Here is a 25,747-nt window from a genome sequence, read left to right on the forward strand (position 1 = left end):
CGCGAGGGTGCCGGCGTCCGTCCCGGCCCCGCAGGGGTACTTTCTCCCGGCCCCGCAGGGGTACTTACTCCCGCCCCCGGGCGATCAGCAGGGCGACATCGTCCTCCCCGCCGGGCGGCCGGAGGATGTCGAGCACCCGGTCGCACGTTTCCCCCAGGTCGAGGCCTTGCGTGGTGGTGAGGGCGTCGAGGAGGGTGCCGAGGCCGGTGTCGATGGGATCACTGCGGGTCTCCACCAGACCGTCGGTGTAGAGGGCGAGTTGGTCGCCGGGACGGAAGGCGATGGTGGCCGGCTCGAAGGGGACCCCGCCCACACCCAGCGGCGCGCCGGTGGGCAGCTCGAGCAGTTGTGCGGGCCAGCCGGGGCGGAGCAGGGCCGGCGGCAGATGGCCGGCGAGGCAGATCCGGCAGGTGCCGCGGTGCGGGTCGTAGACGCAGTAGATGCAGGTGGCGATGGTGTGCCCGACTCCCTCGGTCAGATGGTCGAGGTGCTGGAGGACCTCGGCGGGGGCGAGGTCGAGTTCGGCGAAGGCGCGGGTGGCGCTGCGCAGCTGGCCCATGGTGGCGGCGGCACTGACACCGCTGCCCATGACGTCACCCACGACGAGGGCTGTCTTGTCGCCTCGGAGGGGTATCGCGTCGAACCAGTCGCCGCCTATCTCGCTGACCGCGCCGGCGGGCTGGTACCGGCAGGCCACCTCAAGGCCCGGCAGCCGCGACGGGGGCTCGGAGAGCAGGCTGCGCTGGAGGGTGAGGGCGGTGTGGCGCTGGGCTTGGTACCAGCGGGCGTTGTCGATGGAGACGGCGGCGCGGGCGGCCAGTTCGCTGGCGAGGACCGCATCGTCCTCGGTGAACGGCGCGGAGTTGCCGCTGCGTCTGAGGTCGAGGGCGCCGAGGACCTCGCCGCGGGCCACCAGCGGCACCGCGAGATAGGAGTGCACACCGGCCTCGGCGAGGAGTGAGACCGACTCGTCGGGGCGGGCGATACGTATCAGGTCCTCGCTGGTGGTGCGGGCCACCATGACCGGCCGGCGGGCGTGCAGGCAGTCGGTGATCAGCCGGTCGCCGTCGAACAGGGCCGGGTCCCCCGGCGGGCCCGCCGTCTGAGTCGTCGGGTCGGGGTCGGCCGAACTGACCGCGAGGACGCGGAGGCGGACGGAGGAGGCATGGAGCGCGGCCCGGTCGTGGAAGGCGCCGTCGAGTACGACCACGGCCGCGACGTCGGCGAGACCCGGCACGACGAAGTCGGCGAGTTCGCGGGCCGTCTGCTCCAGGCCGAGGGTGGACCCCACGGCAGCGGACGCCTTGGCGATCAGCGCCAGGCGCTGGCGGGCCTGTGCCGCCTCGGCCGCGACTCGGTGGCGTTCGGTGATGTCGACGACGGAGCTGGCCATGCCGAGGATGCGCCCGCTCGAGTCCTCCAGCCGGAAGTAGGAGACCGACCAGGCGTGGTCGTGGTCCGGGTCGGCGTGGGTCCGGCCGACGACGTAGCGGTCCACGACCGGCTCGCCTGTCTCCAGGACGCGGCGCATCCGGCTCTCTATGGCCTCGCCGTCCATGTGGGTCAGGACGTCTCGGACCCGGCGTCCCAGATGCTCGGCCGCAGTCCGGCCGTGGATGCGTTCCAGGGCGGGGTTCACGGTCACGAACCGCAGGTCGGGGTCCAGGACGGCCAGCCCGATCGGCGACTGCGACACCAGACGTGCGGACAGCGCGACGTCCCGTTCGAGCCGCAGCACGGTCTCCTGGTCCGCGGCGAGGCCGAGGGCGTAGCTGTCGCCGAGGTCGTCCAGCAGCCGCATGTTGCGGAACTCCACCAGGCGGGTGCCGCCGTCCTTGTGCCGAATGGGAAAGGCACCGGCCCAGCCGACGCCTGATTCCATGACATCGGCGAACAGCTTGACCACCTCGCCCCAGTGCTCTTCGTGCACCATCAGGCGAGCCGCGAACTCCCCCAGCGCCTCCGCCGGGGTGTAACCGAACAGCTCCTCGGCCTGCGGGCTCCAGAACACCACCCGCCCCTCCGCGTCGAGCACCACCGCGGCGACGTTCAGCAGATCGAGCAGGCTGCTGGGCGGCGCCGCAGGGCCGGTCGTCGGCCGGCCCGCACCTTCGCGGAAAAAAGAGTCCGCCTTGCCCATGAACCGATTGTCCTCTACCAGCCGGTGCCACGGCTCGAACCCGGTCGCATTGGTGCACACGCCGGCTCCTTCCACAGCCTTGCCGGAGCGGGGCGCCGCACGGGAAACCGATCGGTCCAGGCGGCCGTCACCCCCGTCGGAAGAGGATTCCCGCGCACCGTCCGTACCGGATGCGGCGATCGGCCACGTCCGGCCGGAGATTCGGACGGGGTACCGGCCGGGTGCACGACGTGCGGGGCGTTCGCCACGGGGTGTGCCGGCCGGGTTCCAGGCGGTCGAGGAGGGTGTGGAGGGCCGCGCCCGGCCCGGGCCGGGTCGCGTCGGCCAGGGGTGCGAGTCACCCGTACGCCCTACACCACCGAGCCCCGGGCGTCCGGGCGACGGACGCTGATCGAGGTACCAGGCACGCTCTGACCTCGTCAGCGGTCCGGCGCGGAGAGCAGGAGCCGCTGCGCGGTCGCCACGGTGGAAGGAGATCCGGATGGGCGGCCCGTTGTCACGGAACTGGGAGCATGCGGTCGTCACAGGTGGCGCCGGATTCGTCGGTTCGCACCTGTGCTCCACCCTGCTGGACGCAGGCTCCGTGGTCACCTGCGTGGACGACTTCAGCACCGGCCGGCGCGAGAACGTGTCCGCCTTGCTCGACCGACCCGGATTCACGCTGATACAGGCGAACGTCGCCGAGGGATTCACCGTCGACCGGCCGCCGGATCTCGTACTCCACTTCGCGTCCCCGGCCTCCCCCTCCGACTATCTGCGGCTGCCGCTGCACACCATGGACACCGGCAGCATCGGCACGCGCAACGCCCTGGATCTCGCCCATCGCTCGGGCGCCCGTTTCCTTCTCGCCTCGACGTCCGAGATCTACGGAGTCCCCCAGCAGAACCCGCAGGACGAGCGGTACTGGGGCCATGTGGACCCGGTGGGCCCTCGGAGCGTGTACGACGAGGCGAAGCGCTTCGGGGAGGCGCTCACCACCGCTCACGCCGAAGCCAAGGGCACCGACACCTGCATCGTGCGGCTGTTCAACACCTACGGCCCGAGGATGCGCGCACACGACGGCCGGGCCGTGCCCACCTTCATCCGGCAGGCACTGGCCGGTGACGCTCTCACCGTCACCGGCGACGGGCGGCAGACCCGGTCGCCGTGCTACGTCGACGACACCGTCCGGGGCGTCCTCGCGGCCGCCGCACACGCGATGCGCGGCCCGGTCAACATCGGCAATCCCACCGAGATCACCGTGCTCGACCTCGCACGCCTCGTGATCGGCCTCACCGGCTCCCGGTCGGAGGTCCGCTTCATCGCACGGCCGACGGACGACCCGGCCGTACGCTGCCCCGACATCACGCTGGCCCGCGACAAGCTCGGCTGGGAACCCCAGGTGGACGCCGAGGAAGGCCTGCGCCGCACGATCGACTGGTTCCGCATCAGCGTCGGCCGCTGATCCCCGCTCGAGCTTCCGCCACCGGGCCGAAGACCGCGGCGGAGGACACCGGGGGCATGCGGAACATCAGCGACCGCCCGCGGCGTCAGCCCCGGCCGTCCCCCGCCGAACCGGCCTCCTCCTCGTCGTTCGAGTCCGATTCGTCCTCGGGGTACCGCTCACCCTCGGCCGCCGAGGGTGTGGGGCCGGGCGTCCGGCTCCTCTCGTCCTCCGGAAGCCACTCCCTCTCGGCCCGGGAGGGAGGAGTGCTCTCACTCATCGGGTCACCTCCTGCGGGAGACCGGGCCGCACGCGTCAGACGCCCCGGAACACTTCGTGCGCCTGCCGGACGCGCAACTCCTCCAGCGTCCGGACCTGCCGCTGGGCCCGTTCCAGCAGTTCGTCGAGCTCGTGCCGGTCCAGACGCTCGTCGTCCTCCGCGACCTCGCACAGCGTGCGCCAGCCCGCGGCCTTTCCCTCGACACCGAGCCGGAGGAACTCGAGTTCGAGCACCGAGGTGAGCGGCGAACGGCCGATGAGGCGGCCGTTGCTCTTGAGGCGGCCGACCGTCTCCATGAGCCGGCCTGCCCAGACCTTGTACTGACGCGCCGGGACGTCGAGCCGCTTCATGATCGCGAGCAGACCCTCCCGGTCCTCGCCGATGTCGGCGGCGATCGGTTCCAGTGCCCTGCCCAGCGGCGTACCGCTGTGCGCCCGGACCATGTACTGGGCTCGCCTGGTGCCGACGGTCGACCCCGCCAGATGGTCGTTGAGGTAGATCCCGAGCAGATCCGTTCGGGTCCGCCGGGCACGTCCCGCGGCGGTCCTGCCCGTCTGTGTCGTCATGGGTCATCCCTTCCCTGGGCGTGCCGCCCGCCGAACGGGCTGGACCGCACGGGTACCCATGGCGCGCACGCCCCACCCACCCGGCACACGCCCGCGATCCGGGTCGCGCGGGCTCCGCGGCTGAGGCGTGGAGGAGGGACCGCTGGGGGCGCGGAGGACGAGAAGCACACCGGCAGACTGCGGGACGGTCGTCCGAATCGCCTGGCAGGGGCGTGGGTACTCGGGCTCCGGTGCTCCACCCAACCGGAATCAGAACTCGCACGGCCTTGGAGGAGCCATGGCATCTGTCAGGCCCAACGATCTGCAGAAAGCACTGTCCGGCGTGGAGTACCCGGCCGACACCGAGCAGCTCAAGCAGGTCGCGCAGAGGAATCACGCGCCCAAGGAGATCACCGAGCGCATCTCGCACCTGGAGAAGAAGCAGTTCCAGAATCCGGCCGAGGTGAGCAAGGCGGTCTTCCAGGGCGAGTGATCCCACATCGGGACGCGGCGGCCGGGGCCACCTCCCGGCCGCCGTCCGCGCCGTGCGGCCGCCGCTCGCTTCCCCAGGCGCACTCTCGGCAGATCCACGGCGTCACGCTCTCCTGCCGAGCGGCAGGGAAACGCCGTACCGTGTCGTCCGGCCTCCCCCACCGGTTCGGGAGGGAAGCGACGAGGTGCTGACCATGACCGAAGGCCCGGGGTCCGCGGCGGCCCGGCTCACCGGCAGGCCGGTGAGCGATGAGCGTGCCGTGACTGCGGCGCTCTCCGAAGTCACCCTCGACGGCGGGCCGGTGGTGATGGTCAAGCGCGGCGACGCCCCCGGGGCGGTGCGGGCCGAGGCGGCGGGACTGCGCTGGCTGGCGGACGCCGCGGCGGTCCGGGTCCCCGCGGTTCACGGCCACGACGGGCAGTGGCTGGTGACGGACCGCGTCCCGCCGGGCCGGCCGAGCGCCCGGGCAGCGCTGCGCTTCGGCCGCGGCCTGGCCGCTCTGCATGCCGCGGGCGCGCCCGCGTTCGGCGCCCCGCCGCCGGACGGCCCCGAAGACGCGTACATCGGTCTCGCCCCCATGCGCAACGTCCCGGGCGACGAGTGGCCCGGCTGGTACGCCGAGCACCGGGTGCTGCCGTATCTGCGCCGCGCGGTGGACGACGGCACGCTGCGCCGCTCCGAGGCGGTCGTGGTCGAACGCGTCTGCGAGCAGCTGCCCGGGCTGGCGGGACCCGCCGAGCCGCCCGCCCGGCTGCACGGCGACCTGTGGAACGGCAACGTGTTGTGGGGCGCCGACGAGGACGCGTGGCTCATCGACCCGGCCGCGCACGGCGGGCACCGGGAGACCGACCTGGCCATGCTCCATCTGTTCGGATGCCCGCATCTGGACCGGGTGCTGGACGGCTACCAGGAGACGGCACCGCTCTCCCCCGGCTGGCGGGACCGGATCGCCCTGCACCAGCTCTTCCCCCTGCTCGTGCACGCGGTGCTGTTCGGCCGGGGCTACGCCGAACAGGCGATGACGGCGGCCCGGACCGCGCTGTCACGCTGACGGAACGCGTTCCGGCGAACGGCCGCTGTCGGTGCCCGGGGGTACGGTCACCTGGTCACCGCATCAGAAGGAGCCTCCGTGTCCCGCGCCGTCCCCTCGTTCGAGCTGCTGCCCGGTGCCGATGAGTCGCCCGTGATTCTTCATGTGCCGCACTCCGCGCGCGAGATACCGCCGGACGTACGTGAGGGCATCGTGCTCGACGACACGGCGCTCGCCCGGGAACTCGACCACATCACGGACGCGCACACCGCCGAGCTGGCCGACCTGGCCGCGGCGGCCGCCACAGTCACTCCCTGGCGGTTCGTCAACGGACTGTCCCGGCTGGTGGTCGACCCCGAGCGGTTTCCCGACGAACGGGAGGAGATGCGCGCCGTGGGGATGGGCGCCGTCTACACCCGCACCACGCACGGCCTGCCGCTGAGGCCGGCCGACGCCGATCCGCAGCCGCTGCTGCGGCGTTACTTCCACCCGTACGCGCAGGCGATGACGGCGGCGGTCGCGGACCGGCTGGCCGCCACCGGGCGGGCCGTCGTCCTGGACGTGCACTCCTACCCCACCTCCCGCCTGCCCTACGAACTGCACGGCGACGGCCCGCGACCGCCCGTCTGCCTGGGCACCGATGCGTTCCACACGCCTCCCCAACTGGCCGCGCAGGCCCGCAAGATGTTCGAGGAGTTCGGGGGCACGGGGGTGGACAGCCCGTTCTCCGGAACGTACGTGCCCCTGGAGTTCTACGGCACGCAGTCCCAGGTCACGGCCCTCATGGTGGAGATCCGCCGTGACACCTACATGACCGAACCGGGTGGGGCCACGGGGCCCGGGCTCGTCCCTCTGGCGTCGGCACTGGCCGCCTTGGTCGACGCCGTGTCCTGACCACCGTCCGGTACCCGCGTGCGCCCCGCAGGCGGCAGCGCCGTTCGCACCCCGGCGTCGCACCAGCCCACTTCGGTCACATCGCGCGGGTCGAGACGCCCGGGCCGATCTCCGCTGGCGCGAAGCCGATGAGGTGCCCTCCTCCGCCCCATCCATCGCCCAAGGTAGCCGCTCGGTCGCGAAGTGTACCGAATGTCCCCGATATTCACCTCCCGGGATGCGCGCGGCGTCATCTCGATGAAAGGTGATGTGAAGGGTGGTGCCCCACCCGCACGACGATCTGCGGGTGCCACCACTGCGGATCGACTCGCGTAGGAGACATCATGTCGACGTCACAGCCCGATGCGTCACGTCGTCCGTCCGATGACCAGGCCACGCCGGACGAGCTGCTGCATGTGGCTCCGGAGAAGCTGGAGCTGTCACCGGCCGACCTGGTCCTCGCCTCGGGCAGGGACATCACCCCCAGGGCCCTGGCATGGGCCGAGCGCAAGCTGGCGTCCGAGGGCAAGGCCGCACTGGACAAGCTGCTGCCGTGACGCTCCCGATCCGGAATCACCGCGCCGAAGTCAGCAGCACTCCGGTGCGCTGATTCCGGATCGGTGGCGTCCGGCCAGGGGGTCACGCCCTCAGACCGCCACCGGCAGGCCGTTCTCGCCGTCCGACTTCCGGGCGTCTTCCGTCGCCGTATGCGCGCGAGTCGCCCCGACGAGCAGCGCGTCCGCGGCCGCGATGGCGTCGTGCACGCTCCTGGTTCCCATCATGATGCACAGCGTGTAGCTGACGTCCTCCAGCTCTCGCACCTGCTGGGGCGTCTCACTCTCGGCAAGCGCGATCCGCAGGGACGCGTACCGGGTCAGCAGCCCTCTGACGACTTTGGCATCCGGAAGGAGCACGGCCAGGCCCTCTCTCTCGTTGTGCCAGCGAAATGCCCCGTCACAGCCGGGACATGCACAACTACAGTCGCAAGAGTGAACTTTGGCACGATCTATACGCTCTCGAGCCGGCGTCACCCGGCTGTCCGCCGTCAGCCGACGTGCCAGAGGAACCGGTGGGTGTGGATGCCGAAGTAGGGGAACGAACGGACCCCTTCGACGCCTTCCGCCGCACGCACCACGTCGTTGACGAAGTCGAGCAGTTCCCTGGGGCCGGCGCAGACGACCTCGACGAACAGGTCGAACCCGCCCGATGTCAGCACCGAGTAGACGACCTCCTCGTGGGCGGCCAACTCGTCCGCGACGGCCCGGGAATCGCCGTCGACGGTGACGCCGAGCAGGGCCATCGCCTGGCCGCCCATCCGCATCGGGTCGGTGACCCCGACGACCTGCACGACCTTGGAGTCGATGAGCCGTTGCAGACGCTGGCGTGCCGCGGAGGCGGACAGGCCGACCTTGGGCCCCAAGTCGGCATAGGCGATACGGCCGTCGGTCTGCAGCTCACGCAGAATGGCCCGGTCGATCTCGTCCACACTGTCCCTTCCCGGCAGTCGGTGCCCAGCCTACCGACGTGGATCAGCCGACCAGTTCGGACAGAGCGGCGTCGAAGACCTCGGTGTGGGTGTCGACGTCCTTGTCGGTGGTCGCCGGGCACATCAGCGCCATGTTGTGGAACGGGGTGAGCAGCACACCCCGGTTGGCCAGATAGAGGTGGAGGTAGTCCTCGAGCTCCGTGTCGGAGGCCTCCGCGGACTCCGTACCGGTGCGGGGGGCCGGGTCGGCGAAGCGGTATTCGGTGCGGGCGCCGAGCCGGCTGACCGACCAAGGCAGGTCCCACCGCTCGATGCCGGTCCGCACACCCGCCTCGAAGCGCTTCGACAGCTCGTCCATCCCGGCGAACGCCTCGTCGGTGAGGACGTCTTCGAGGGTCGCCCGGGTGGCGGCGACCGACAGGGCGTTGCCGGCCAGGGTGCCGCCGACTCCACCCATGTCGACCAGGTCCAGATCCTCGCGGGCCAGCAGTCGCTCCGCCAGCTCGGCGGACAGTCCGTACGCACCCGCCGGGACACCGCCGCCGATCGCCTTGCCGATGGTGAGCATGTCCGGCTCCAGCGCCCAGGCGGCGGTGCAGCCACCCGGGCCGGCCGAGAACGTGTGCGTCTCGTCGTTGATCAGCAGAGTGCCGAAGCGCGTGGTCAGCTCGCGCACGCCGGCGAGGTAACCCGGCTCGGGAAGCACAATGCCGATGTTGGTGAGCGCGGGCTCCATCAGAACGGCGGCCACATCACCGTGCGCGAGCTCGCGTTCGAGCCCCTCCAGGTCGTTGAACTCGGCGACCCGGCTGGTCAGGGTGACATCGCACGGGGCGCCGACGTTGCCGGGCCGGGCGGTGCCGTGCCCGTCGGGGCCCACCACGATGAGCGACTCGTCGACGCTGCCGTGGTAGCTGTAGCTGTTCACAAGGATCTTCGGCCGGCCGGTGACCGCACGGGCGAGCCGGATCGCCCAGCGGTTGGCGTCGGTCGCGGTCAGCGAGAAGCTCCACCGCGCCAGCCCGAAGCGACGGGTCAGCTCCGCACCCACCCACTCGGCGTCCTCCGTGGGGAGCATCGCGGTCGCGCCGCCCAGGTCGGCGAACCGGCGGTGGACGGCAGCGGTGACCGCGTCCGGGGAGTGTCCGGCCATCGCCCCGGTGTCGCCCAGGCAGAAGTCGATGTACTCGTGGCCGTCGATGTCCGTGACCCGGGCGCCGCGGGCGGCGGCGAGATAGCGCGGGAAAGCGCCCGCGTTCTTGTTCATCCAGGTCATCGGCACCCGGCCGAAGAGATGGTCGGCGCGCTCATAGGCGGCCCGCGAGCGCGGGTTCCGCCGCTCGGCCTCGGCGCTCTCACGGGCGAGGAGCTGACGCAGTCGGGCGCGGTCCATGGGTACCCCTACTTCCGGTGAGACGAGATGACGGGACTGTACGGCGGAAATGAGCGCCAATTCAATGCTCCACGAAGGAATCGTTTGTCTGAACACTTGAATCGAGCGTCACCTCTATCTGGACCTGCCACTCAGAAGCCGAACGGGAACGCCGACCGGGCCACTCGTGTGGATGTGGTGTACATCGTCCGCGGCGGGAAATACGGTGAGACGAGCGATCTTGACCGATCGCGCCTCCGGGTTCCCGTGACGTGCGCGGACCATACTGGGAGGCGCTCCCCCGTCCCCTTCCCGCAGAGTGACCCATGGCAAAGTCCCCCACCGTCCGCGCCACGGCTCCCGGCACTGTGTGGCCGGCACGCGGGCGACACCTCGGCCCGGGTGCCGAGGACACCGTCCGCAGGCGCCTGCGCGAGCTCAAGAGCAGGGCGGTCATCCAGGACCATCTCGAATTCGACGGCTCCGGCGGTGATGACACCGAGGCCGCGGCCGTACGCGCCTTCGAGGCCCGCTGGCTGGTCGCCGACGACGTCGTCGTCCGGGCCCGCCTGAACGTGGGGGCTCCCCATGGCAACGACGGTGCGCAGGACTGGGTGCTGATGGCCGAGGCGGACCGGCCCTGGGACCTGGAGTGGCCGTCGCCCGCCACCGTCTTCTGGCCCGAGGACGCCGACGCCCCGTGGGACCACGACGTGGTTCCCGGGCTGCGCTTCCGCGAGATCAATCCCCTGCCCACGGACGACCGGGCGTTGCGCCGCCTGCTCAAGGAGTGCGCGCGCGCCTCCTGGAGCATCCATGTGGTCGTCCACGAGGCGATGACCACCGATGAGCGCGGGCTGCGTCCGCTGGCCTCCCTGCTGCCGCCAGGCCTGCGGCACCGCGTCGTGGAGCACCGAGCCGCGCCGGAGCAGTTCCAGGTGGTCAACTGGGCACTCCAGGACCTCGGAGTGCGGGTGCCCCGCGGTGGTGCCGTGGTGCTCCCCGCGACACCGGCCGGCCCCGACGGGGACTTCAGCGTCCGCTCGGTGTTCCTCGACGGTTCGGTGCCGGTGGAACTCGTCGACACCGTGCGGCGTTTCGCCGAGTCGCCCGCCCCGCTGCCGGAGGGCGCGGAGGAAGCGCTGACCGGACTGCGTGAGCAATGGCATCTGACGACCGTGGAGGAGGAGCTCGCCCTGGCGCGCCGCCAGGTGGCCGCCTACGCCGAGGCCCTCGACGCCATGACGAAGTCACGCGACCTGTACCGCGAGGCCGCCGAGCTCGCCCATGAGGCGCTGGCGACCTACCGGGAGTCCTTCGGCGCCCTACCGGCGCCGCGTCAGGAGCCGCGTAAGAGGGAAGGTTTCTCCTTGCGCTCGCTGGCCAAGCCCCTGGAACGTGTACGGGACGGTGCGAAACTGCTCCGGGCGCCCGGCGCGGAGGACCACACCCCGGACGCGGCCGACGCGGAGGAGCCCACTCAGGACGGCTTCCCCGCGCGGCTCCCGCAGGCCCGGGACCAGCAGTGGCCGGGGCCGCCGCACCGGCGCCCGTGAACCAGACGGCAGGACACGACCGGTTCGGCGCGGTGCGGCGGCCTGGACCTTTCGGATCGTGCCGGTCTTTGGCCGACCTCTTTCTGAACCACCGATCGGCAGCCGTCGCCCCGGCCGGTGCTCGGGATCATGGCGCTCGCCGGTGCCGGCAAGCGCCAGTCCCGTCACAGCGACGAGCAGGGGGACGAGGGCGACGACCGCGCAATCGCGGCCCGCGGTCCTGCGGCGGAGCGCACTTCCAGGAGTGCACCTCCAAGGCGGAGAAGGCCGGCCCCGCCGAATGCCGGGGGGAGGCATCGGCGGGGCCGTATGGCTCGGGGCTGCCGGGGGGAGGGCACCCACGAGCGGTCTGCGGTGCTGGTGCCCGCCTTCCCTCGAAGTATGCGCCACTTTTACGTCCGAGTTTCCATGCCGGCGATTCCGTGTCGTCCGTGTCGCGTCCGGGCCTGCGCGCCCGAGCCTCGGCGTCCCGCGTCCGCGGTGCCCGAGTCCCCTGATTCCTGGGGCGGGTTCGCCCCGGGCGGCGGCCACGGAAAGGGATCGCGATCGAAAGGTGTGGTGCGCGGCCAGGGGGGTACTAGGTGCCGGAATCGCCGCCGGGCACCGCTCCGCAGGCGAGATGTTGATCACTTCCGGAGCGCGGCCCGCGGTGCATCGGGTGCCCGCCCCGGGGTAGGCGGAGCCCCGCACGCCGTAAGTATGGGAGGACATTGTGTCGGCTGAGCAGACCCCCCTGTCCATCGATGTGACGATGCCTCGGGAGGATGTCGCGCTGATCAACGTGAAGGGATTCCTGGACGTCGACACGGCGACGGAGTTGCACCACCACCTCGCCAACCAGATGCACCACGGCCGGCAGCACCTGCTGCTCGACCTCTCGTCGGTGCCGTTCATGGACTCGTCGGGCATCAACATCATTCTGCGGGCCTACAAGGAGACCCGACAGGTCGGCGGCTCCGTGGGCCTCATCGATCCCGCCCCGGCCGTCCAGCGAATACTCGACCTGACCGGAGTGAGTCTCACCGTCCCCTCGTTCAAAACCGCCGACGAGGCGCTCGACGGGATGGGCGACGCACTCAGCCGGCCTTAGCGGGCGAGGGAATCGGAAAGGCTCCGGCACACCCTGCCGGGGGCGCCGCGCAGACCGCCCGCCCCTGCCGGTCCCGGCACGGGCATTCGCCCTTGCCGGCGGCCCGTTCGGCAGAATACTTGCCGTTTGACAACTGTAGCCATCAGGCAACAAAGTGTGGGGGCATCGAAAGCACGGAGGGAACTGGAATGTTGCGGTGGGCGGAGCCGGCTGCGCGCGCCGACCGACCGTGGCACGCGCCGGGTGCCCTCGTGCGGATCAGTTGTCCTGCCCCGCCTCACGCCGTGCGGGCGTCGGACCCGTCGGCCTCGTGGAGCTCCGCCGCCGCTGCGGCACAGAAGGCCTCGAGGCCCTGCAGCAGCGCCGTCCGCTTGGCCGCGGGCATCTGGGCCAGCACGGACTCCAGGGCCCGCTCGCGCCGTGACCGCAGCTCGGCCAGGAAGGTCCTGCCGCGACGGCTGAGGTACAGGCGCAGCTCGCGCCTGCTGATCGAGCTGGCCGCACGCTCCACGTATCCGACGGCCTGCAGCCGGTCGCAGAGTCTGCTCGTGGACGGCGGGGTCGACCCGAGAGCGTCGGCGAGTGTCCGCAGGTTGATGCCCTCGTTGTGTTCCAGAATGAAGAGAACGCGCAGCTGGGAGGCGGAAACCGGGGCTGTCGAAGCCCGTCCCCACAGGATTTCCAGCAGCTCGGCCGCCTCTGAGGTCACACGCGCCACCTCGCTCGGCTCCGGGCGCGGGCTGGAGGAAGTCACTGTCTCACTCTCCCAGACTTCTCGGCTGCTGTCGGCCTGCTGGGCCCACAGCTCACAGATAACGATAGATACGGACACCGGCGCACGGGTGCACGACCCCTCCAGGGCATGGGTCCGGAATCGTACTAACGGAAGAATGGCGTATCCGACATCGTGAACAGATTCGTCGCAACCGAGAGGGCGCTCCGGAACGCGGCTCCCCACCGGTTGGTGGACGCACTCCGGGAAGCGCTGCGCAGTCAGTACGCGGCCGAGTCCGTGGAACTCCTCATGGCCGACTACGGACTCACCGTCCTGCAGCGCGTCTCCGTGCATCCCCACTGCTCCGACCCCCTGCCGATGCACGACAGCACGGCCGGCCGTGCCTTCGGGGCGCAGGACCCCGTCGTCGAGGAGACCGGCGACCTGGTCCGGGTCTATTTGCCGGTGACCGTCCGCGGGGACCGGCTCGGTGTGCTGAGTGTCACGCTGCCGTCCGAGACCGCGGCAACGATGCTGCCCGAGCTCACCGACATCGCCGATGTACTGGGCCACGAAGTGCTCGTGGCGGAGCGGGACACCGACATCTACCTGCAGGCCAGGCGGCTGGACCGGCTGACACTCGCGGCCGAGATGCAGTGGCAGCTGCTGCCCGGCCGCTCGTGCTCCCGGCCCGAGTACGCGCTCGGCGCCCAACTCGAGCCCGCATACGCGATCTTCGGAGACAACTTCGACTGGTCCGCGGGCCCCGACCGGCTGATGCTGTACATCACCAACGGCATGGGCGAGGGCATCGAGGCCTCACTGCTGACCAACCTGGGGATCAACGCGCTGCGCAATGCGCGACGCGCCGGAATCAACATCGAGGACCAGGCAGCCCTCGCGGACCAGGCGGTCTACGCCCACTACCGGGGCGCCTCGTACTTGTCCGTGCTCCTGCTCGACTTCGAGGTGTCCACCGGCCGTGTGAAGGTCGTCGACGCCGGCTCGCCGCAGATGTTCCGGCTGCGCGGCAGAAGCGTCGAAGCGGTCGACGTCGACGCCCAGTTGCCTCTCGGGATGTTCGAGGAGACCGACTACGTGGCCCAGGAGATCCAGGTCGAACCGGGCGACCGGCTCGTCTTCGTCAGCGACGGGGTCTACGGGGCCATCGCACCGGGAGGCGAGACGTACGGCGAGAAGGCGCTGGCCAAGGCCATAGCCGCCACCAGGCTGCTGCCTGCCTCGGATGTGCCGCGCGCCGTACTGAGGGAGCTGTCGACTTATCGCGGCGGCCCTGACACGCAGGACGACGCACTCGTCGTGTGTCTGGACTGGTTCGGGCGGCAGGGCGCCCCGTAGGGTCGTCGTGGCGCCCGGCTCCGCGCCGTACGGTCCCAGGCCGTGTGAACAACGACCGCCGGTGAGGTCCCTCGTTCGTTGGACGATCTTCCGGACAGTCATGGGTGTCAAGCGCTGTGTCCGATGACTACAGTTGTCGCGCGACAATGAACCGCGCTCTCCGAGGAGGCTCCCTGGCAGCCGGGGGAGCAGACGCACAAAGGAGACAGAGTGACGGACCAGGAGTCGGCAGCGAACCGAGGAACGTCGGAACGGGTCATCGGGGACTTCCTCCAGCGCCGCCGAGAGCAGATCTCGCAGCGCTGGGCCGACGAGCCACTGTTCCGGACGGTGTTCACGGTCTCCCGCGACGAGGCGGTGGAGGCCGCCGGCGCCCTGGTGGAGGCACTGGCCGCGGTGGCCGCCTCCGGGCGGAGCGAGGATCTGCGGGCACCTGGCTTCACGGGGGTGCGCGAGCAGCTCATGCGGATGGCGGCCTCGCGGGCGCGTGCCGGTGCCACGCCCGCCCGGATCGCCGACGAGGTGGCGGCTCTGCGCCCCTCGATCACCGATCTGCTGATCGCCGACCTGGCCGGGTCCGACGGCGAGACGTCCGGACCGCATGTGACCACGCTCACGGTGCTGCTGGGCACCCTGCGACTGGCCGTCATGGAGACGGTCCTCAGCTCGGGTGAGGAGATCATCGAGCGTCAGCGCCTGCAACTGCTCGAAGTGGCCACGCCCGTCATCAAACTGTGGAACGGCATCGTCGCCGTCCCGCTCATCGGCACCCTGGACAGCGCCCGCAGCCAGGTGGTGATGGAGAGCCTGCTCGACGCCGTCGTCGCCCAGCAGGCCCGGTTCGCGATCCTGGACATCACCGGGGTTCCGACCGTCGACTCGCTGGTGGCCCAGCACCTGATGAAGACCGTCGCGGCGGCGCGCCTGATGGGCGCGGAGTGCATCGTCTCGGGCATCCGGCCGGCGATCGCCCAGACCATCGTGCACCTGGGGATCGACCTCGGCTCGGTCCTCACCCGCGCCAGCCTCGCCGACGCCCTGGCCTACGCCCTCCACCAGCAGGGCGCCGTGATCGTCGACCGCGCGGCCGACGGAGGAGGCCCGCGATGAACGGCGGCTTCGACGGACCGGTGGGCCCCCACGTCCCCGTCCTCAAGCTCGGCGACGTGCTGCTCGTCACGCTCCACGGCGAACTGCACGACAAGGCCGCGGAACAGCTCCAGCAGGACATCGGCGATGCCATAGCGCGCAGTTCGGCCGCCGCCGTCGTCATCGACGTCTCCGGTGTCGAGATCGTCGACTCCTTCCTCGGCCGCGTCTTCTCCGAGATCGCCGCGAACGCCAGGCTGCTCGCCGCGGACACCGTCGTGGCCGGTATGCGTCCCGCGGTCGCCATCACCCTGGTCGAACTCGGCCTCACCCTCCCCGGACTGCGCACCGCGCTCGACGCCGACGAAGCCCTGCGGATGCTGACCCGGGCGTCCACTCCCCTGTCCCACGGTCCAGGACGCCAGGAGAACGCGTGACGGAGACATCGGGCCGCGTCGCCGCATCCCTGCCCATCCGCTCGGACATGGATCTGGCATGGGTACGGCAGCATGTGCGGCAGGCGGCCGCCGAGCTCGGCTTCGGCCTGGTGGAGCAGACCAAACTGATCACCGCCGCCAGCGAGCTCGCACGCAACACGCTCATCCACGGCGGCGGTGGACGCGTCGAGTCCGTCTTCCTGGACACCGGCCGGGCCCGCGGTCTGCGGCTGACCTTCAGCGACGAAGGACCCGGTATCGCCGATGTCGAACGGGCGCTGACCGACGGCTACACCTCGGGCGGCGGTCTGGGACTCGGGCTGGGCGGCGCCCGGCGGCTGGTCCAGGAGTTCTCGATCGACACCCGTCCCGGCGGTGGCACGTCCGTCACCGTCGTCTGCTGGACCGCCGCGACGCCCCGTCCCCGCGAGGAGGCGTGATGGCCCGCATCCGGGACGTACCCGTGCACGACCCGACCCGGGTCCGTGACGCCCGGGTGGCGGCGAAAGAGGCCTGCGGCCAGGCCGGGTTCCACCCGGACCGGGCCGCTGCGGCGGAGCTCGTCGCCACCGAGCTGGCCACCAATCTGCTCAAGCACGCAGGCGGCGGGCAGATCCTCATCGAGACCGTGGACTCGGATCCCGAACCCGGCGCGTCCGCAGCCCGGCCCGTGCTGCAGATCGTCGCGATCGACCACGGCCCGGGCATTCCCGACCTCTCGGCCGCGCTGGGCGACGGATTCTCCACCACGGCGTCGCTGGGCGCGGGCCTCGGTACCTGCCTGCGTCTCGCGGACGACTTCGACCTGCACAGTTCGCCCGGACGCGGCACCGTCGCCCTGGCCCGGATAGCGCCTTCACCCAAGCCCCGGACGAGCCCACAGGGCCGGCGCGGCCAGGCGCCGGTACGGACGGGAGGAGTCAACATCCCGCTGGTGGCGGGCACTTCGGGCGATGCCTGGGCCTGTGTGTGGTCCGGTGACCGGGTCACCGTGCTTCTCGCCGACGGGCTGGGGCACGGACCCGCCGCCGCCGAGGCCTCCGACGCCGCCGTCCGGGAACTACGCCTGAGCGCCCATCTGACGCCGCCGGAACTGCTCGAGGTGCTGCACGGCACGCTGCGCGCCACCCGGGGCGCGGCCGTCGCCGCCGCCCAACTCGACATCGCCGCGGGCCGTCTGGAGTTCTCCGGCATCGGCAACGTCGGGGCCCGGTTCCGCCGCGGCGACAGCTGGCAGCACCTGCTGTCGCATCCCGGCATAGTGGGCGCCCACCGACCGGCACACATCCCCCACCAGCGCCTCGCCTGGTCCCCGGACTGCCTCCTGGTCCTGCACAGCGACGGCTTGCCGAGCCGGTGGTCCCTTCGTCCGGACGTGTCCACCACGGCCCTGGACCCGGGGGTGACGGCAGCCCTGATCGTGCGTGACGCCAGCAGTTCCGCCCGGCCCGTCCGCGACGACACCACGGTGACCGTGCTGTCGCCCACACCGTCGGATCGTGAACCATGACCCACTCCTGGCAGTTCAGCACCGTCGTCGATGCCGCCCGGGCGCGGATCGCCGTCGCCCGGATCGCGGCCGAGCACGGTGTGTCCGTCCTCGACCGCACCCGTCTGGTCAGCGCGCTCACCGCCCAGCTGCGCCAGTGCCTCACCAAGGGCGGCTCCTGGCGGCTCACTCTGCGGTCCGCTCCGCCCTCGAAGCACGGAGAGCAGCCGCAGCTGCGGATCAGCCTGCGGCCGGGCACCGACGACGGCCCCGGCGTCGACGCCACGTGGCGGGCCACGGTTCCGGCCGCGGAGCGGGACGGCCGCCGGAACACGGCCGTGGTGCAGGCCGACCCCGGTGCCCTCGCCGAGGCGCTGTTCAGCGCGGACGACGACACGGCGGGCATCCTGGACGCCCTGACGGAGCAGGAGGCTCTGGTCGCCTTCCACCGGGAGGAACTGCACCAGACCAACCAGGGCGTCCTCGCCCTGCACGCCGAGCTGGACGCCGCCGGTGCGGCCCAGCAGGAGCTGTTCGCCGCGGAGCGGGCGGCCCGTACCGAGGCGGAGGTGGCGCGCCGCCGGCTCACGTTCCTCGCCGACGCCAGCGCGGCGCTGACGGCGTCCCTCAACCACGGGGAGATCGTGCGGCTGCTTCCCGGGCTGCTGACCCCGAGATACGCGCGAACCGTCGACGTATGGCTGCTCGGCGACGAGGAGCACGGTCATGCCCCGCGTCCCGCCGCGGCGGTTGTCGCCGCGCGTACCGGCCGCCCGCAGTACGCGGCCGACCACCCCGGCGGACTGCGCGGAGTCGATGACCGGCCTCCCTCCGCCCTCCACCCCCGCGTCCCCCTCCTCTGCATTCCCCTGTCCGCCCGCAGGTCGACGCTGGGCGTGCTCATCCTCACGCCGCCCGGCGGCCGGTGGGAGCCGGACGACGCCGTGATGCTGCTCGAACTGGCCCGCAGGACCGGCATCGCGATCGACAACGCCCAGCGCTTCGAACACAACCGCGACATCGCCGAGACGCTGCAGCGTGCACTGCTCACCGACCTGCCCAGCACCCGGGGGCTCCGGCTGGCCGCCCGCTATCTCCCGGCGACCCACGGTCTCAACGTCGGCGGTGACTGGTACGACGCCTTCCGCCAGCCCGACGGGAGCCTGATCACCGTCATCGGCGACGTCACCGGACATGGACTGCGCGCGGCGGTGATGATGAGCCAGTTGCGCACGGCTCTGCGCGCGTACGCCGTGGACGGCGGCAGCCCGGGCCGGCTCCTCACCCGCCTGCACCTGTTCCTGCACCATCTGCAGCCGGATCTGTACGCGACCGCAGTCATCGCCCGTTTCCGCCCCGGTGAGCAGGTGCTGACCTGGGCCGCCGCCGGGCATCCGCCCCCGGTGCTTCGCACACCCGACGGCACGGTGCACGCCCTCGACGCCAAGCCGGGTGCCATGCTCGGCATTCCGCTGCAGCAGGACATCGAGGACCACACCGCCCCGCTGCCGCCCGGGTCCACCCTCGCCCTGTACACGGACGGCCTGGTGGAGCGCCGGGCCCAGGGCATCGACCCGGGCATCGAGCGCCTCACGGTGGCGATGGCCGGGCTCACCGTGCCGGATCTGGACGGCGATCTGGAACGCGCCGCCGACCGGGTGCTCGACCCGATGCTGCGGGACTCCGAACGCGACGACGACGTGTGTCTCCTGCTGTGCCACGTCAACAGCGAGTCGGGGAACGTGGCGGTGCCGACCCGGGCGGGACGCCCCTGAAGGCGCGGCGCCCCCGGCCGTCCGCCGACTCCGTACCGGCTGGAGGACCGCTAGGCGTTCCAGTCCCCTCGCGCGTCGTACGCCTCATGGAAGGCCTGCAGGCCCTGCTCCAGGGAGGTGCGCGCGGCGGGCGTCATAGCGGCGAACACGGCGGCGAGGCTGATGGATCTGCGGTCGGCGACCTCGGCGAGCACCCTTTGTCCCTGTGAGGTCACCCGCAGCTGCAGCTCCCGCCGGTTTCTGGGATGGATCACCCGCTCCAGCAGCCCCGCCGCCTCCAGCCGATCACAGAGCCTGCTGGCCGCGGGCAACGCGATGCCGAGCGTCTCGGCCAGCGCCGTGAGATTGAGCTCCGCATGGTGCCGGACGGCCATGAGCGCGTTCAGCTGGTGCCGGGACAGACGCGGTGTGACCGCCTCTGCTGCCGAGGTCCACAACCCCACCAGTCTCTCCACCGCGTCCGCGACCTGCCGGGCCCGCGCCGTATGGCTGCCGCCCGCCCCTTCTTCTGCCTCCGGCACCTCACGGTCAACTCCCACTACGCTTTCCCCGCCTGCCCCGTGCTCCGACTCGGACCGACACAGTCGATCCGTTCGGCGCCCCTACCCCGGGCTCCCCGGAGTACACGGCCGACCCAGGCCTTCTTGACGGGATCTCTGCACCGTGCACCGAATCTGAACATATCGGGACCAACGGGCCAACCTTTCGGTCGTCCCGCAGGCGTAGCCGCCGTCTTTCTGGCAACCGTCATAGAGGGGGCCGGGCAAGAGCGCGACGAACGACGACAGCCTGCCGGCCGGAGTGCCGGCCGGGGGAAGGACGGCATGGCAACCGAGCCGCGTTGGGACGACAAGGCCTGGCCGTTCGAGACGGTCGAGAACCTCACCCGCGAGTACGAGGGCGGACTGCACGACGTGACGGAGGCACGACTGTCCGCCGAGGAGTTTCTGCGCCGGCTGGCGCAGGCCTCGCCTCCGACGAGTCCGGAGCACTGGAACGACATCCTGCTGGTGGTCGACGAACTCGCGGCCAACTGCGTCCAGTACGCTCCCGGCCCCTTCACCCTGCACATGCGACAGACGTACGACGGGGTCCATGTGACGATGCACGACACGAACACGACGCCTCCCAAGCCGCGTCCCTTCCGCCCGGGCCGCCCCGGCGGCATCGGCTGGCACCTCGTGCACACGCTGTGCGACCAGGTGAGTGTCGTCGTCCGGCCCGGCGGCAAGGACGTGCACGTCTTCCTCCCCTGGTAGGAGGCGGCACCGTCGTCATGCGGCCCGCCGCACCCCGGGGTCACCCGGCGTGGTGCGGCCGGTCTGCTCCGCGACAGTCCCGGTCGGGACCTGCGGACCGGCGTCGGGAAAGGGATCGGGCACCGCGCGCAGAGTGCGGGCATGCCGCGCGCCCTTGGGTTCCGGTGTGCTGCCCGGACCGAGCATCCGTTCCTCGTACCGTCCGAGAGCCAGCACCAGGCACAGCATGGACACCGGGATGAGCAGAGCTGCAATGATCACGGGGGCTCCCTCCACGGGCCTTCCCGATCCGCGTTGCCGCAGATCGCCCGGGGAAACGCCGAAATCCCCGTCTCGTTCGGCGGATATCCCTCATCCTGCGCACGAGAGCGCCGGATCGGCGCTCATGACCGCTCAGGTCTCGGGCGGGCCGCTCAGACGAGCGGCACCAGCACGCTCACGACCTTGCCACCGCCCGTGCACCGCTCGATCCGGACGTCTCGCGCCAGCCTGATGATCAACGGCCATCCGTACCCGCCGACGCCACCGTGTCCCGAGGGAAGCGCGCCGGAGCCGAAAGCGGCTGACGGGTACTCCGCACTGCGGTCGTGCACGGCGAGCCGGACGCCCTCGCGTGTGGGGGTCGCCTCGAAGGCCACGAGGCCGCCGCCGTGGCGGATGGCGTTGGACACCAACTCCGATGTGACGAGCATCAGGTCGGTGACGGCTTCCTCGCTCGGGCCGAGGGTCGGCGTCTCCCCCACGACCGCCAGCACATGCGCGCGCGCCGACGCGGCACTCGTGACCCCGGGCATCAGCGGCACCTTCGGAGCCCGACCCGCGCAGTCGGCCGTATACGCGTGGTGGGAGCACGCGGGCGCGCTCAGGCCGTTCTTCTCCTCGCCCTCGTGCATCGCCTGCGGATGTGTGCCGTGCACGGGAGGCTCGGCCGGTATCATCGCCCGCCCGGCCGGGCGGGCAGGTCCAGCGCGGCGTGGACGTCATCGGTGCGGATGAAGTACCCGGCGGTGCCGGTGACGTCGAACAGCCTGCGGACGGTGTCACTGAGCGGGCCCGCCACCACCATCAGCGCGCCGCGCGCCAGGTGCGCCCGCTGGGCCTGGAGCAGTACGTGCAGGACGGACGAGTCGGCGAAACGCAGACAGGACAGATCGACCACCGTACGGGAGACGGGCGCCCGGTCCGGGACACGCAGCGCGTCCGCCAGCCGCGGCGAGTTCTCGTGGTCGATGTCGCCGCTGACCCGGACCACCCGTGTGCCGGCGGCCGGATCATGGGTCACGGTGACGTTCTGCGGATCCTCGGACATCGGTGTGCGCTCCCTGGAGTCCCCTGTCGTCCCGAGGGCCATGGCGGCCCGGCGTTCTCGTCCTGTCCCGATACCCCCCGGGTACCGGAGCCGGGAACGGCGGGCGCGGCCGTACGCAGTCCCACGGCGTCGTTCTCGGGCGGATCCCCTGCCGTCGGGGCGTCGGCTCTCGGTCTGCGGACGCCGCCCGCCGGGAGGCCGGCGAACGGCTGCCCTGCGGGCGAGCTTCGTTGTGGCGTGGTCTTGTTCGTTCATCGTTACTCGGCTACCCGGCCGCATCCGAGCCATGAGTGCCACGGCGCGGCGGTCGCCCATAAGAGCGACTCCGTGCCCGGCGGCACGGCGTCGTGGGGGGTGGCCGGGTGCGGTCACTCGGCATGCCTCGGCGGCAGACCGCGGTAGTAGTCGTCGACCCTGGCCAGATATTCGGGGTCGAGCGTTTCGCGGTCGGTACGGAAAAGAGGTGCCGCCTTCACCTCGTCCTTGGAGCACGACAGCGTCACCTGCCGCGCCTGGGTGTCGATCCCGGTGACGACGCCCGCGGGGATCAGCACGCTCTTGCCGAAGACCCACACCCCGGTGTCGACGATCAGATGCCGCATGGCCGGGCCGTCGGACTCCCGGTCGACATGTCCGACGACTCCGTCCGTGGCCTCCACGGTGAAGCCCGTCAGGTCCTGTCCTTCGGTGTGTCCGCTTCCCGGTTCGTAGATCCACGGTCTCTCGATGGTCACGAAGCTCCCTTCCTCGGTGGGTCTGGAGCTGCGAATACCCTTGTCCTCGGCGGCCATTCGAGCGGCGGCCCTCGGACTCCCGTGTCAGCCCGCTCCCGGCCCTTCGCCGGCCCGGCCCTGTTCACGGGGTGCGGTGAGGTGTTCGAGTGTTCCCGTGACCTCCAGCAGTCGCTGGAGCGTGGGAGGACGCTCGTCCAGGCGGACACCGACGCCGGCCGTGTCCGTGAGGCGGCGAATCATCAGCAGGGCCGAGAGCCCCATCGAGTCGATGTCGCCCAATCGTCCGAAGTTCAGGTGCAGTTCGGGTCCTCCGGTCCCCTCGCCCGCAGGCCACCCGGCCAGTTGCCGCCCGACGGCGTTCACCAGTTCGTCGTACGACTCGTAGTCGAGGTCTCCGGCGACGCGTACCACGACCGCGCTGGACCCGCTCTCGACCGTCAGTGTGAGGGAAGGCGTCCGAGAGATCGTCATCTGAGCTTTCCGGGGCCGGGGACGTTCGCTGTTGCCGGTCGGGCCGGCACGGCGTCCTGTGCCAGGCCGAGGAAATGACGGGCCCGCGGGAAGTCCCGCAGCCTGGTGGTGAGGAACGCCAGCGGCAGCGTCAGGGAGTGGGCAGGCACCTCGCGCGCCGTGAGGATGTCCGCGGTCCAGCGGATGAACCCGACGAACAGCTCGGCGTCGTCCACGTACAGAGCCGCCGCGAGGTGATCGACGATATGGCCGATGTCCTCCGCGGTGTGCTGCCGCTGCCGGTCGCTGTAGGTGCGCATGGGCGGAAACCGGTCCTCCAGGTCCGTCAGCGTGTCCGTCATCAGGTCGACCCGGCCGCGAACGACCAGTGTGTACTCCTGGTCGGCCAGGTGAGGCAGATCGTCGGCGGGCTGGCGGGCGGCGAGCGGATCGGGCTTCCGCAAGCCGCTCTCGAGTATCGCGGCGGCCTCGCGCGCGTCCCTTGCCCAGCCGTCGGCGCCCAGCGCCCGCGCGTACTCCCCGTCGGGACCGAAGGCCGCGCCTCCGACGATGACGGGCACCGAGGTGGCCTGGACCGCGGTGACCGCGGCGTGCGCGGTGGGCAGGTGGGTCGGGAGCTAGGCGGACAAGGCGACGACGTGCGGGCCCGTCCGGTGCAGATGGCTCATCAGGTGGGCGGTCGGCACATGGGCACCGAGGAAGTCGACCTTCCAGCCCCGAAGCCGCAGTACCTCCGCCAGCAGCCGGGCGGGAAGGGCGTGCCATTCCCCGTCCACGCACGTCACCATGACGCGCGGCCGGGCGCGTTGCTCGACCCGGTGCTCGAGGCGGTGGGCCAGCGCGGCGATGACACGGTCGTGGACTGCGGTGGCCGCGTGCTCCTGCGCGACGCTCAACTGCCCGGCGGCCCACTCCGTCCCGACCCTGGCCTGCACCGGCGCGATCAGGTCCAGCAGGGCGCCCTCCAGGTCGAGGCCGTCCTCGAGTGCGGCGAGGAGCACGTCGCAGGCGCCGTATTCGTCGCCCTGGCGGACGGCGTGCCACAACCGGTCGCGCACCACGTCCGGTTCGTCCGCAGCGGTCGGCTGGATGGGGGCGGTGCTCACGCGGTGTACCTCCCACGGGTGTGGCCGTCGACCGCGCTGAGGTGTGCGTGGTGCGGGGCGGTCACGGCGACCACGGCCATGTCGTCGTGCCGGGCCCGGCCGACCCACTGTGCGGCCAGCATCTGCACATGCTCCACCACCGCTTCCGCCGGCATCCCGGCGCACTCGGCCAGGGCCGGCTTCAGGCGGTCCAGGCCGAACAGCTCGTCCTGCCAGGGTCCTCCCCTGGCTTCGATGATGCCGTCGGTGAACAGCAGGCAGGTCTCGCCGGGCGCGAGTTCGAGGTGTGCGGTGGTCGAGGTGATGTCGTCGAAGACGCCGACCAGGGTGCCGCGGCTGTCCACCTCCTCGACGAGTCCGTCCGCCCTGACGACGAGAGGGGCGGGATGTCCCGCACTCGTGACGCGCATCCGCACGGTGCCGCCCCGGCGGGTCACCGAGGCCAGCGCGAGCGTGGCGAACCGTGTGTGGTGCGAGTTGATCAGGGCCCCGTTGAGCAGGCCGAGGACCTTCTGGTGGTCGGCGGCCAGGGGAAGCAGGGCCTGCAGCGTGTTGCGGATCTTTCCGGTGAGTACGGCGGCCTCGAGTCCCTTGCCGCAGACGTCGCCGAGGATGACCAGCGACTCGTCCTCCGCGCCGGCGCCGGGGTGGACGTCGTAGAAGTCGCCGCCCACGCGTTCGTCCTGGCTGTAGGGCCGGTAGCCGCCCGCGAACTCGACGCCGTGCACGGTGTGCAGTCGCGGCGGCAGCAGATCGCGCATCAACGTCGTGGTGATCGCCGCCTGGTCGGCGTACATCCGCGCGGCGGAGATGGCGGCCCCGGCCCGGGCCGCGAAGAGCCGGGCGAAGACCTCCTCGTTCTCGCTGAACGTCGTCCGGTCCTCGGACCGCAGAAGGATGAGTGCCCCGGCGGGTACACCGTGCCCTGGCAGCGGCGACACCACCACGGAGCCGACAGGCCCGGCGAAGTCCGCGGGCACCGCCCAGTCCGGCAGCGTGGCGGGATCTATCCAGCGGGAGGGCACGGGCGGAAACCCGCGCAGGGCTTCGCCCAGTCCCGGCACGTCCTCCGGATCCGTTCGTACCGTCTCGTGTCTGACCTCGCCCCCGGGGCCGCAGGAGGTGACGGGGTAGCCCCGGCCCCGGCTCGCGGCGACGGTCACGGCCGCGTCGGCGAGGTGCTCCACGGCCAGCCGCGCGGTGGCTTCCATACACGTCTCGACATGCAACGAAGCCAGCAGGGTGCTGGAGGCCCGGGCGAGGAAGGCGGTGCGTTCACGCTCGTTCTTGAGCGCCTGCTCGGCGAGCCGGCGGTCGGTGTCGTCCACCAGCCACCACACCACGAGGTCGTCACCGGACGATGCGGGGTGAGCTTCGAACGAGCGCTCGCCGACGTGTCCGCGGATCGCCGCGCCGTCCGTCACCGGCCCAGCGGCGGCGGGCGAGGCGAAATCGGTGTGCGCCTCGGAGAGCCAGGCGGGTACGACGTCCCGCAGAAGTGAGCCGCGTACCGCCCCGGGAAACAAGGGCGCGGCGACAGCGTTCAGTTCCACCACGCAGCCGCGTGTGTCGGCGACGACGACCGGGCAGGGGGCGGCTCCCCATCCCGCGCCGAGGACGACGTGATGGGTGTCGAGGGAGGACTGCCGAGAAGTGTCCACTGACCATGGGCGCGCGTACGGGCCCGTCCCTTTCTGACTGGTGCTGCACAGCAAT

At 71.4% G+C, this 25,747-nt stretch carries 28 protein-coding genes and 1 pseudogene; 14 read left to right on the top strand and 15 right to left on the bottom strand.

Translation table 11 applies throughout. The features are described from left to right. Positions 1-64: 64 nt before the first annotated feature. Positions 65-2,140 carry a SpoIIE family protein phosphatase gene (locus ABZ904_RS08970; protein WP_360997432.1) on the bottom strand — a complete coding sequence of 692 codons (2,076 nt, stop codon included), beginning with the start codon at positions 2,138-2,140 and terminating at the stop codon, positions 65-67. 481 nt (positions 2,141-2,621) lie between these two features. On the opposite strand from ABZ904_RS08970, the gene ABZ904_RS08975 reads away from it, so the two are divergent. Further along, complete coding sequence (locus ABZ904_RS08975) at positions 2,622-3,584, top strand: NAD-dependent epimerase/dehydratase family protein (RefSeq protein WP_359392645.1); 963 nt, start codon at positions 2,622-2,624, stop codon at positions 3,582-3,584. Positions 3,585-3,669: 85 nt separating this feature from the next. Here ABZ904_RS08975 and ABZ904_RS08980 read toward each other — a convergent pair whose 3' ends face one another. Continuing rightward, positions 3,670-3,843, bottom strand: a complete 174-nt coding sequence (locus tag ABZ904_RS08980) for a hypothetical protein (protein ID WP_359392643.1) — start codon at positions 3,841-3,843, stop codon at positions 3,670-3,672. 35 nt (positions 3,844-3,878) lie between these two features. Next, on the bottom strand, positions 3,879-4,409 hold the full coding sequence (locus tag ABZ904_RS08985; protein WP_359392641.1) for a hypothetical protein: 531 nt from the start codon (positions 4,407-4,409) through the stop codon (positions 3,879-3,881). Positions 4,410-4,686: 277 nt separating this feature from the next. On the opposite strand from ABZ904_RS08985, the gene ABZ904_RS08990 reads away from it, so the two are divergent. The 4 genes from ABZ904_RS08990 to ABZ904_RS09005 all read left to right on the top strand — a co-directional run bounded on the left by ABZ904_RS08990 (position 4,687) and on the right by ABZ904_RS09005 (position 7,341). Beyond that, positions 4,687-4,881 (top strand): DUF2795 domain-containing protein, encoded by a 195-nt coding sequence (locus ABZ904_RS08990; protein ID WP_359392639.1) that lies wholly within the window; start codon positions 4,687-4,689, stop codon positions 4,879-4,881. A gap of 193 nt (positions 4,882-5,074) precedes the next feature. Further along, positions 5,075-5,932 carry a fructosamine kinase family protein gene (locus ABZ904_RS08995; protein WP_360997354.1) on the top strand — a complete coding sequence of 286 codons (858 nt, stop codon included), beginning with the start codon at positions 5,075-5,077 and terminating at the stop codon, positions 5,930-5,932. A 78-nt stretch (positions 5,933-6,010) separates the two neighbouring features. Then, positions 6,011-6,805 carry an N-formylglutamate amidohydrolase gene (locus ABZ904_RS09000; protein WP_360997356.1) on the top strand — a complete coding sequence of 265 codons (795 nt, stop codon included), beginning with the start codon at positions 6,011-6,013 and terminating at the stop codon, positions 6,803-6,805. A 323-nt stretch (positions 6,806-7,128) separates the two neighbouring features. Next, positions 7,129-7,341, top strand: coding sequence for a hypothetical protein (locus ABZ904_RS09005; RefSeq protein ID WP_359392632.1), 213 nt, complete (start codon positions 7,129-7,131; stop codon positions 7,339-7,341). Positions 7,342-7,431: 90 nt separating this feature from the next. On the opposite strand, the gene ABZ904_RS09010 is transcribed toward ABZ904_RS09005, so the two are convergent. From ABZ904_RS09010 to ABZ904_RS09020, 3 genes are all read right to left on the bottom strand, one after another. Continuing rightward, positions 7,432-7,698 carry a DUF5133 domain-containing protein gene (locus ABZ904_RS09010; RefSeq protein ID WP_359392630.1) on the bottom strand — a complete coding sequence of 89 codons (267 nt, stop codon included), beginning with the start codon at positions 7,696-7,698 and terminating at the stop codon, positions 7,432-7,434. Between the two features lie 131 nt (positions 7,699-7,829). Then, a complete protein-coding gene (locus tag ABZ904_RS09015) occupies positions 7,830-8,270 on the bottom strand; it encodes an Lrp/AsnC family transcriptional regulator (RefSeq protein ID WP_360997359.1) in 441 nt (146 codons plus the stop codon). Positions 8,271-8,313: 43 nt separating this feature from the next. After that, the gene (locus ABZ904_RS09020; RefSeq protein WP_360997361.1) at positions 8,314-9,663 is read right to left on the bottom strand and encodes a transaminase; all 1,350 of its coding nucleotides are present in this window, start codon (positions 9,661-9,663) and stop codon (positions 8,314-8,316) included. Positions 9,664-9,968: 305 nt separating this feature from the next. Between ABZ904_RS09020 and ABZ904_RS09025 the strand changes: the two genes are divergently transcribed. Together ABZ904_RS09025 and ABZ904_RS09030 are read left to right on the top strand one after the other, a co-directional pair. Beyond that, positions 9,969-11,198 (top strand): hypothetical protein, encoded by a 1,230-nt coding sequence (locus tag ABZ904_RS09025; protein WP_360997363.1) that lies wholly within the window; start codon positions 9,969-9,971, stop codon positions 11,196-11,198. A gap of 751 nt (positions 11,199-11,949) precedes the next feature. Continuing rightward, complete coding sequence (locus tag ABZ904_RS09030) at positions 11,950-12,288, top strand: STAS domain-containing protein (protein ID WP_360997435.1); 339 nt, start codon at positions 11,950-11,952, stop codon at positions 12,286-12,288. Between the two features lie 277 nt (positions 12,289-12,565). On the opposite strand, the gene ABZ904_RS09035 is transcribed toward ABZ904_RS09030, so the two are convergent. After that, entirely contained in the window at positions 12,566-12,997 is a 432-nt protein-coding gene (locus ABZ904_RS09035; RefSeq protein ID WP_359392621.1) for a MarR family transcriptional regulator, read from the bottom strand. Positions 12,998-13,195: 198 nt separating this feature from the next. Between ABZ904_RS09035 and ABZ904_RS09040 the strand changes: the two genes are divergently transcribed. The 6 genes from ABZ904_RS09040 (at position 13,196) to ABZ904_RS09065 (ending at position 19,152) form a co-directional block, all read left to right on the top strand. Next, positions 13,196-14,362, top strand: coding sequence for a PP2C family protein-serine/threonine phosphatase (locus tag ABZ904_RS09040; protein ID WP_360997365.1), 1,167 nt, complete (start codon positions 13,196-13,198; stop codon positions 14,360-14,362). Between the two features lie 210 nt (positions 14,363-14,572). Then, positions 14,573-15,472, top strand: coding sequence for an STAS domain-containing protein (locus ABZ904_RS09045; RefSeq protein WP_359392619.1), 900 nt, complete (start codon positions 14,573-14,575; stop codon positions 15,470-15,472). Further along, positions 15,469-15,888 (top strand): STAS domain-containing protein, encoded by a 420-nt coding sequence (locus tag ABZ904_RS09050; protein ID WP_359392616.1) that lies wholly within the window; start codon positions 15,469-15,471, stop codon positions 15,886-15,888. Before ABZ904_RS09045 ends, ABZ904_RS09050 begins: the two co-directional genes overlap by 4 nt. Before the next feature lie 47 nt (positions 15,889-15,935). Next, entirely contained in the window at positions 15,936-16,328 is a 393-nt protein-coding gene (locus ABZ904_RS09055) for an anti-sigma regulatory factor (RefSeq protein WP_360997436.1), read from the top strand. Then, positions 16,328-17,398, top strand: coding sequence for an ATP-binding SpoIIE family protein phosphatase (locus ABZ904_RS09060; protein ID WP_359392614.1), 1,071 nt, complete (start codon positions 16,328-16,330; stop codon positions 17,396-17,398). Before ABZ904_RS09055 ends, ABZ904_RS09060 begins: the two co-directional genes overlap by 1 nt. Beyond that, a complete protein-coding gene (locus ABZ904_RS09065) occupies positions 17,395-19,152 on the top strand; it encodes a SpoIIE family protein phosphatase (protein ID WP_360997369.1) in 1,758 nt (585 codons plus the stop codon). Before ABZ904_RS09060 ends, ABZ904_RS09065 begins: the two co-directional genes overlap by 4 nt. Before the next feature lie 50 nt (positions 19,153-19,202). On the opposite strand, the gene ABZ904_RS09070 is transcribed toward ABZ904_RS09065, so the two are convergent. Then, complete coding sequence (locus ABZ904_RS09070; protein ID WP_360997371.1) at positions 19,203-19,673, bottom strand: MarR family transcriptional regulator; 471 nt, start codon at positions 19,671-19,673, stop codon at positions 19,203-19,205. A 303-nt stretch (positions 19,674-19,976) separates the two neighbouring features. Between ABZ904_RS09070 and ABZ904_RS09075 the strand changes: the two genes are divergently transcribed. Continuing rightward, positions 19,977-20,411: an ATP-binding protein gene (locus ABZ904_RS09075; RefSeq protein WP_359392608.1), complete on the top strand. Its 435-nt coding sequence runs from the start codon at positions 19,977-19,979 to the stop codon at positions 20,409-20,411. A 15-nt stretch (positions 20,412-20,426) separates the two neighbouring features. Here ABZ904_RS09075 and ABZ904_RS09080 read toward each other — a convergent pair whose 3' ends face one another. The 7 genes and pseudogenes from ABZ904_RS09080 to ABZ904_RS09110 form a co-directional block, all read right to left on the bottom strand. Beyond that, the gene (locus ABZ904_RS09080; protein ID WP_360997373.1) at positions 20,427-20,672 is read right to left on the bottom strand and encodes a hypothetical protein; all 246 of its coding nucleotides are present in this window, start codon (positions 20,670-20,672) and stop codon (positions 20,427-20,429) included. A gap of 152 nt (positions 20,673-20,824) precedes the next feature. After that, positions 20,825-21,328, bottom strand: a complete 504-nt coding sequence (locus tag ABZ904_RS09085) for an ATP-binding protein (protein ID WP_360997375.1) — start codon at positions 21,326-21,328, stop codon at positions 20,825-20,827. A 17-nt stretch (positions 21,329-21,345) separates the two neighbouring features. Then, a complete protein-coding gene (locus ABZ904_RS09090) occupies positions 21,346-21,720 on the bottom strand; it encodes an STAS domain-containing protein (protein WP_360997378.1) in 375 nt (124 codons plus the stop codon). A gap of 368 nt (positions 21,721-22,088) precedes the next feature. Beyond that, entirely contained in the window at positions 22,089-22,454 is a 366-nt protein-coding gene (locus ABZ904_RS09095) for a PRC-barrel domain containing protein (RefSeq protein WP_359392600.1), read from the bottom strand. Positions 22,455-22,538: 84 nt separating this feature from the next. Further along, entirely contained in the window at positions 22,539-22,925 is a 387-nt protein-coding gene (locus tag ABZ904_RS09100) for an STAS domain-containing protein (protein WP_360997380.1), read from the bottom strand. After that, a pseudogene (locus ABZ904_RS09105) lies at positions 22,922-24,016 on the bottom strand (cobalamin-dependent protein). The gene ABZ904_RS09100 and the pseudogene ABZ904_RS09105 overlap by 4 nt, the downstream one beginning before the upstream one ends. A gap of 11 nt (positions 24,017-24,027) precedes the next feature. Beyond that, the gene (locus ABZ904_RS09110; protein ID WP_360997382.1) at positions 24,028-25,692 is read right to left on the bottom strand and encodes a PP2C family protein-serine/threonine phosphatase; all 1,665 of its coding nucleotides are present in this window, start codon (positions 25,690-25,692) and stop codon (positions 24,028-24,030) included. Positions 25,693-25,747: the final 55 nt, after the last annotated feature.

Origin of the sequence: Streptomyces sp. NPDC046900 (assembly GCF_040644975.1) — a bacterium.
In the GTDB taxonomy this organism is placed as follows: Bacteria; Actinomycetota; Actinomycetes; order Streptomycetales; family Streptomycetaceae; genus Streptomyces.